This is a genomic window from Mycobacterium sp. 1081908.1 (genome assembly GCF_001673535.1).
Lineage (GTDB): Bacteria > Actinomycetota > Actinomycetes > Mycobacteriales > Mycobacteriaceae > Mycobacterium.
Genome location: NZ_LZLY01000050.1, coordinates 1 through 5,125, shown reverse-complemented (window position 1 = coordinate 5,125; position 5,125 = coordinate 1). Strand labels below are relative to the sequence as shown.

The window sequence follows — 5,125 nt, the reverse complement described above, 5'->3', positions numbered from 1 at the left end:
ACCGGGCGCGCTCGCTCGAGGACCTGGCCGAGCGGCCCCGGCTGACCCTGACCCTGGACGAGGCGTGCCTGCTGGTGTTTCCGCGCCGCGACCTGTCCGCCGAGGAGGCGTCGGCGGCAAGCAACGGCCGGTCCCTGCCGCCGGCCGGCATCGACGGCGTCTACGCCGCCACCGACGCCGACGGCCGGGTGATCGCGCTGCTGCGCGACGAGGGACAGGGGACCAAGCCGGTCGTGGTGATCCGTCCCTCGACGCTGTCGCGGTAGGTTCGTTCGCGTGAGCGAAGACAGGGTTCGGGTACGTATCGGTGACGGTGGCGTAGCGACGGTGACGATGGTGCGCGCCGACAAGCACAATGCGCTTGACCAAGCCATGTTCGAGGGCTTGATGAATGCGGCGGGGCAACTGGCAGAAGACAAATCGGTCCGCGCGGTCGTGTTGCACGGTGAGGGGAAGAGCTTCTGCTCGGGCCTGGACGTCGCCAGCTTCATGTCCGGACAGGGTGGCACCGGCGTCCTGCTGGAACGCGACGGCGACCGGGTGGCCAACTTCGCGCAACGCGTGGCCTACGACTGGTCCCTGGTGCCGGCGCCGGTCATCGCGGCGATTCACGGGAACTGCTTCGGCGGCGGCCTGCAGATCGCGCTTGGCGCCGACATCCGGATCGCCGCACCGGACGCGAAGCTGTCCATCATGGAGGTCAAGTGGGGGCTGGTTCCCGACATGGGCATCACGCAGACGCTGCCGCGACTCGTCGCCATCGACGTTGCCAAGGAGCTGACCTTCAGCGGCCGCATCGTGCGCGGCAGCGAGGCTTTGGCGCTCGGACTGGTCACGCGAAACAGTGACGATCCACTGGCCGCGGCGAAGGAACTCGCGGACGAAATCGCGCGGAAATCTCCCGATGCCGTTCGCGCTGCCAAGCGCCTCTACGACGAGACGTGGCTCAGCGACGACGCCGCGGCCGCCCTCAAACGCGAATCCGAGCTGCAAACCGGGCTGATCGGCAAGCCCAATCAGCTTGCCGCCGTGGTGGCCGGAATGTCGGGGGAGGACCCGGTCTTCGTCGACCCCGCTTGACGTCGTGCGCGCCGGCAACGACGGGGGTTCCAGCGACCAAGTCCGCACGGCTAAGCTCCGGACTGGACGGGTGTCAATTCGCCCCACATCTCCGGAAGGCGCGCAGGATGTCTAACAAGGTTTACGTCGTCGGCGTCGGCATGACGAAATTCGAGAAGCCGGGGCGCCGCGAGGGCTGGGACTACCCGGACATGGCCCGCGAGTCGGGCACCAACGCGCTGGCCGACGCCGGTGTCGACTACCGCGACGTGCAGCAGGGCTACGTCGGCTACGTCGCCGGGGACTCGACGTCGGGCCAGCGGGCGCTCTACGAGCTGGGCATGACCGGCATCCCGATCGTCAACGTCAACAACAACTGCTCGACCGGCTCGACGGCGCTTTTCCTGGCGGCGCAGGCGATCCGCGGCGGGATCGTCGACTGCGCGATCGCGCTCGGCTTCGAGAAGATGCAACCCGGCGCCCTCAGCGGCGGCGCCCAGGACCGCGAATCGCCGATGGGCAAGCACGTCAAGGCCATGGCCGCGATCGACGAGTTCGCGATGCCCGTCGCGCCGTGGATGTTCGGCGCCGCCGGCCGCGAGCACATGCGTCAATACGGCAGCACCGCGGAGCACTTCGCCAAGATCGGCTACAAGAACCACAAGCACTCCGTCAACAACCCGTACGCGCAGTTCCAGGAGTCCTACACGCTCGACGACATCCTGGCGGCGCGGATGATCTCCGACCCGCTTACCAAGCTGCAGTGCTCGCCGACCTCGGACGGGTCGGGCGCGGCGATCCTGGCCTCGGAGGGCTACGTCGACAAGCACGGGCTGGCCGGCCAGGCGGTCGAGATCGTCGGCCAGGCGATGACCACCGACTTCGCCTCCACGTTCGACGGCAGCGCCAAGAACCTCATCGGCTATGACATGAACGTGCAAGCCGCGCAACGCGTTTACGACCAGTCCGGGCTGGGCCCCGAGGACTTCCAGGTGATCGAGCTGCACGACTGCTTCTCGGCCAACGAGCTGCTGCTCTACGAGGCCCTCGGTCTGTGCGGGGAGGGCGAGGCGCCCAAGCTGGTCGACAACGGCGACACCACCTACGGCGGACGCTGGGTGGTCAACCCGTCGGGCGGGCTGATCTCCAAGGGGCACCCGCTGGGCGCGACCGGCCTGGCGCAGTGCGCCGAGCTGACCTGGCAGCTGCGCGGCACCGCCGACAAGCGCCAGGTCGAGGGCGTCAACGCCGCCCTGCAGCACAACATCGGGCTGGGCGGCGCCGCCGTCGTCACGGCTTATCAGCGCGCCGAACGCTGACCCGTGATCGAGTGGTCCGACACCGACCTCATGGTTCGGGATGCGGTTCGTCAGTTCATCGACAAGGAGATCCGCCCGCATCTCGACGAACTGGAAACGGGCGCGCTGTCGCCGTACCCGATCGCGCGGAAGCTGTTCAGCCAGTTCGGCCTTGACGCGATGGCCGCCGAAGCGGTCAAGAAGATGCTCGACCGGGAGCGCTCGGGCACCGACGAAAAGCCCGACGGCTCAGGCGGTTTCGGTGGGGGCGCCCAGGCGTCGATGCTGGCGGTCCTGGTCTCCGAGCTGGCCCGGGTCAGCATCGGGCTGCTGAGCACCGCGTCGGTGAGCATCGGGCTGGGTGCGGCGACCATCATGAGCCGCGGCACGCTGGCCCAGAAGGAACGCTGGCTGCCCGACCTGATGACGCTGAAAAAGATTGCGGCGTGGGCCATCACCGAGCCGGACTCCGGGTCCGACGCGTTCGGCGGGATGAAGACCTCGGTCAAGCGCGACGGCGAGGACTACATCCTCAACGGGCAGAAGACGTTCATCACCAACGGGCCCTGCGCCGACGTGCTGGTGGTCTACGCCAAGCTGGACGAGGGGGACCCGTCGGTGGACCGGCGCAACCGGCCGGTGCTGATCTTCGTGCTGGACGCCGGGATGCCGGGCCTGACACAGGGCAAGCCGTTCAAGAAGATGGGCATGATGTCCTCGCCGACGGGCGAACTGTTCTTCGACAACGTGCGGCTGACGCCCGATCGCCTGCTCGGCGAGAACCAGCGCCAGGCCGACGGCGACGGCCGCGACAGCGCCCGCGACAATTTCGCCGCCGAGCGGATCGGGATCGCGATGATGGCGCTCGGCATCATCAACGAATGCCACCGGCTGTGCGTCGATTACGCCAAGACCCGCACGCTGTGGGGCAAGAACATCGGGCAGTTCCAGCTGATCCAGCTCAAGCTGGCCAAGATGGAGATCGCCCGAATGAACGTGCAGAACATGGTCTTTCACACCATCGAGCGGCAACAGGCGGGCAAACCGCTCTCGCTGGCCGAGGCGTCCGCGATCAAGCTGTACAGCTCGGAGGCGGCCACCGACGTCGCGATGGAGGCCGTGCAGCTGTTCGGCGGCAACGGCTACATGGCCGAGTACCGCGTGGAACAGCTGGCCCGCGACGCGAAGTCGCTGATGATCTACGCCGGCAGCAACGAGGTGCAGGTCACCCACATCGCCAAGGGCCTGCTGGGCTAAGCCACCACCCAGATCGCGCGGGCCGCCGGGCTGCCGAGGTCGACCGTGCTCTCGGCGCCGTCGGCGGACTCGATCGCCACCGAGATCATCCCGGCGAATTCCCGGCGGGTCAGCACGCGCAGCCGCGAGTCGAGCTGGATCCCGACTCCGGTGAAATAGCGCAGCATCTCGGGGTCGGCGTCGGAAATCCGGGCCACCGTCCCGGTGTCGCCGTCGCGGCACGCCCACAGCTGGCGGGCCGGTGGGGTGGGGACCTGCCCGTCGGAGGCCGGAATCGGGTCGCCGTGCGGGTCGCGCTGCGGGTAGCCCAACTTGGCGTCGATGCGGGCCACCAGCCGGTCCGACACCGCGTGCTCGAGCACCTCGGCCTCGTCGTGCACCTCGTCCCAGCGGTAGCCGAGCTCGTTGACCAGGAAGGTCTCCAACAACCGGTGCCGGCGCACCACCTCGAGGGCCGCCCGGCGCCCGGCCTCGGTCAGCGTGACCGCGCCGTACTTCTCGTGGTCGACCAGGCCCTGCTCGGCGAGTTTGCGGATCGATTCCGAGGCCGTGCTGGCCGACACCCCGATCCGGTCGGCCAGCATCTTGGTGCTGACTTTCTGCGGGGCCCCGTCGGGCGACCACTCCTGGGCATTCCAGATGACCTTCAGGTAGTCCTGGCCGACCGCGGTGATGCCGCCTGGCTCGTCGTCAGCCCTCACAACCAGAAAGTTTAGGCAACCCACACCCGATTAGGGGTGCCGCGCCGGGATCTCGTCGCCGCGAGCGCGGGGCTCGGCACGCCATGCGCCGGCCCGGCGCCGTAGGCTTGCGGTCGTGCAGCGGTGGCGCGGCCAAGACGAGATTCCCACGGACTGGGGCAGATGCGTGGTCACCATCGGGGTGTTCGATGGGGTGCACCGCGGCCACGCCGAGCTGATCGCGCACGCGGTGAAGGCCGGCCGCGCGCGCAACGTGCCGACGGTGCTGATGACGTTCGACCCGCACCCGATGGAAGTGGTCTATCCCGGCAGCCACCCCGCGCAGCTGACCACGCTGACCCGCCGCGCCGAGCTGGTCGAGGAGCTCGGCATCGACGTCTTTCTGGTGATGCCGTTCACCACGGATTTCATGAAGCTCACCCCGGAGCGCTACGTCCACGAGCTGCTGGTGGAGAACCTGCACGTGGTCGAGGTCGTGGTCGGCGAGAACTTCACCTTCGGCAAGAAGGCGGCCGGCACGGTCGCCACCCTGCGCAAGGCCGGTGAGCGGTTCGGCTTCGCCGTGGAGTCGATGTCGCTGCTGTCCGAGCACCACAGCAACGAGACCGTGACGTTCTCGTCCACCTACATCCGGTCCTGCGTGGACGCCGGCGACATGGTGGCGGCGACGGAGGCGCTGGGGCGCCCGCACCGCGTCGAGGGCGTCGTCGTCCGCGGCGAGGGCCGGGGCGCGGAGCTGGGCTTTCCCACCGCGAACGTCGCGCCGCCCATGTACTCGGCGATCCCGGCCGACGGCGTGTACGCGGCCTG

General features: G+C 68.7%; 5 protein-coding genes and 1 pseudogene. 5 read left to right on the top strand and 1 reads right to left on the bottom strand.

Annotated elements, in window-relative coordinates:
- The 4 genes and pseudogenes from truB to A5655_RS07280 all read left to right on the top strand — a co-directional run.
- Positions 1-266: pseudogene (gene truB / locus A5655_RS07295) on the top strand (tRNA pseudouridine(55) synthase TruB); the annotation flags it as partial.
- 10 nt (positions 267-276) lie between these two features.
- The gene (locus A5655_RS07290) at positions 277-1,080 is read left to right on the top strand and encodes a crotonase/enoyl-CoA hydratase family protein (RefSeq protein WP_067007463.1); all 804 of its coding nucleotides are present in this window, start codon (positions 277-279) and stop codon (positions 1,078-1,080) included.
- 107 nt (positions 1,081-1,187) lie between these two features.
- The gene (locus tag A5655_RS07285; protein WP_067007460.1) at positions 1,188-2,378 is read left to right on the top strand and encodes a lipid-transfer protein; all 1,191 of its coding nucleotides are present in this window, start codon (positions 1,188-1,190) and stop codon (positions 2,376-2,378) included.
- Positions 2,379-2,381: 3 nt separating this feature from the next.
- The gene (locus A5655_RS07280; protein ID WP_067007457.1) at positions 2,382-3,614 is read left to right on the top strand and encodes an acyl-CoA dehydrogenase family protein; all 1,233 of its coding nucleotides are present in this window, start codon (positions 2,382-2,384) and stop codon (positions 3,612-3,614) included.
- On the opposite strand, the gene mntR is transcribed toward A5655_RS07280, so the two are convergent.
- A complete protein-coding gene (mntR, locus tag A5655_RS07275; protein WP_067007454.1) occupies positions 3,611-4,315 on the bottom strand; it encodes a manganese-binding transcriptional regulator MntR in 705 nt (234 codons plus the stop codon). The two genes, A5655_RS07280 and mntR, sit on opposite strands and share 4 nt — an antisense overlap.
- 115 nt (positions 4,316-4,430) lie before the next feature.
- Between mntR and A5655_RS07270 the strand changes: the two genes are divergently transcribed.
- Positions 4,431-5,125 (top strand): bifunctional riboflavin kinase/FAD synthetase (locus A5655_RS07270; RefSeq protein ID WP_067007451.1); only part of this gene is annotated, 695 nt, incomplete at its 3' end.

Bases quoted from the DNA above. Each gene is read 5' to 3' on its own strand.
- A5655_RS07285 (WP_067007460.1), top strand. From the start codon at position 1,188: ATGTCTAACAAGGTTTACGTCGTCGGCGTCGGCATGACGAAATTCGAG.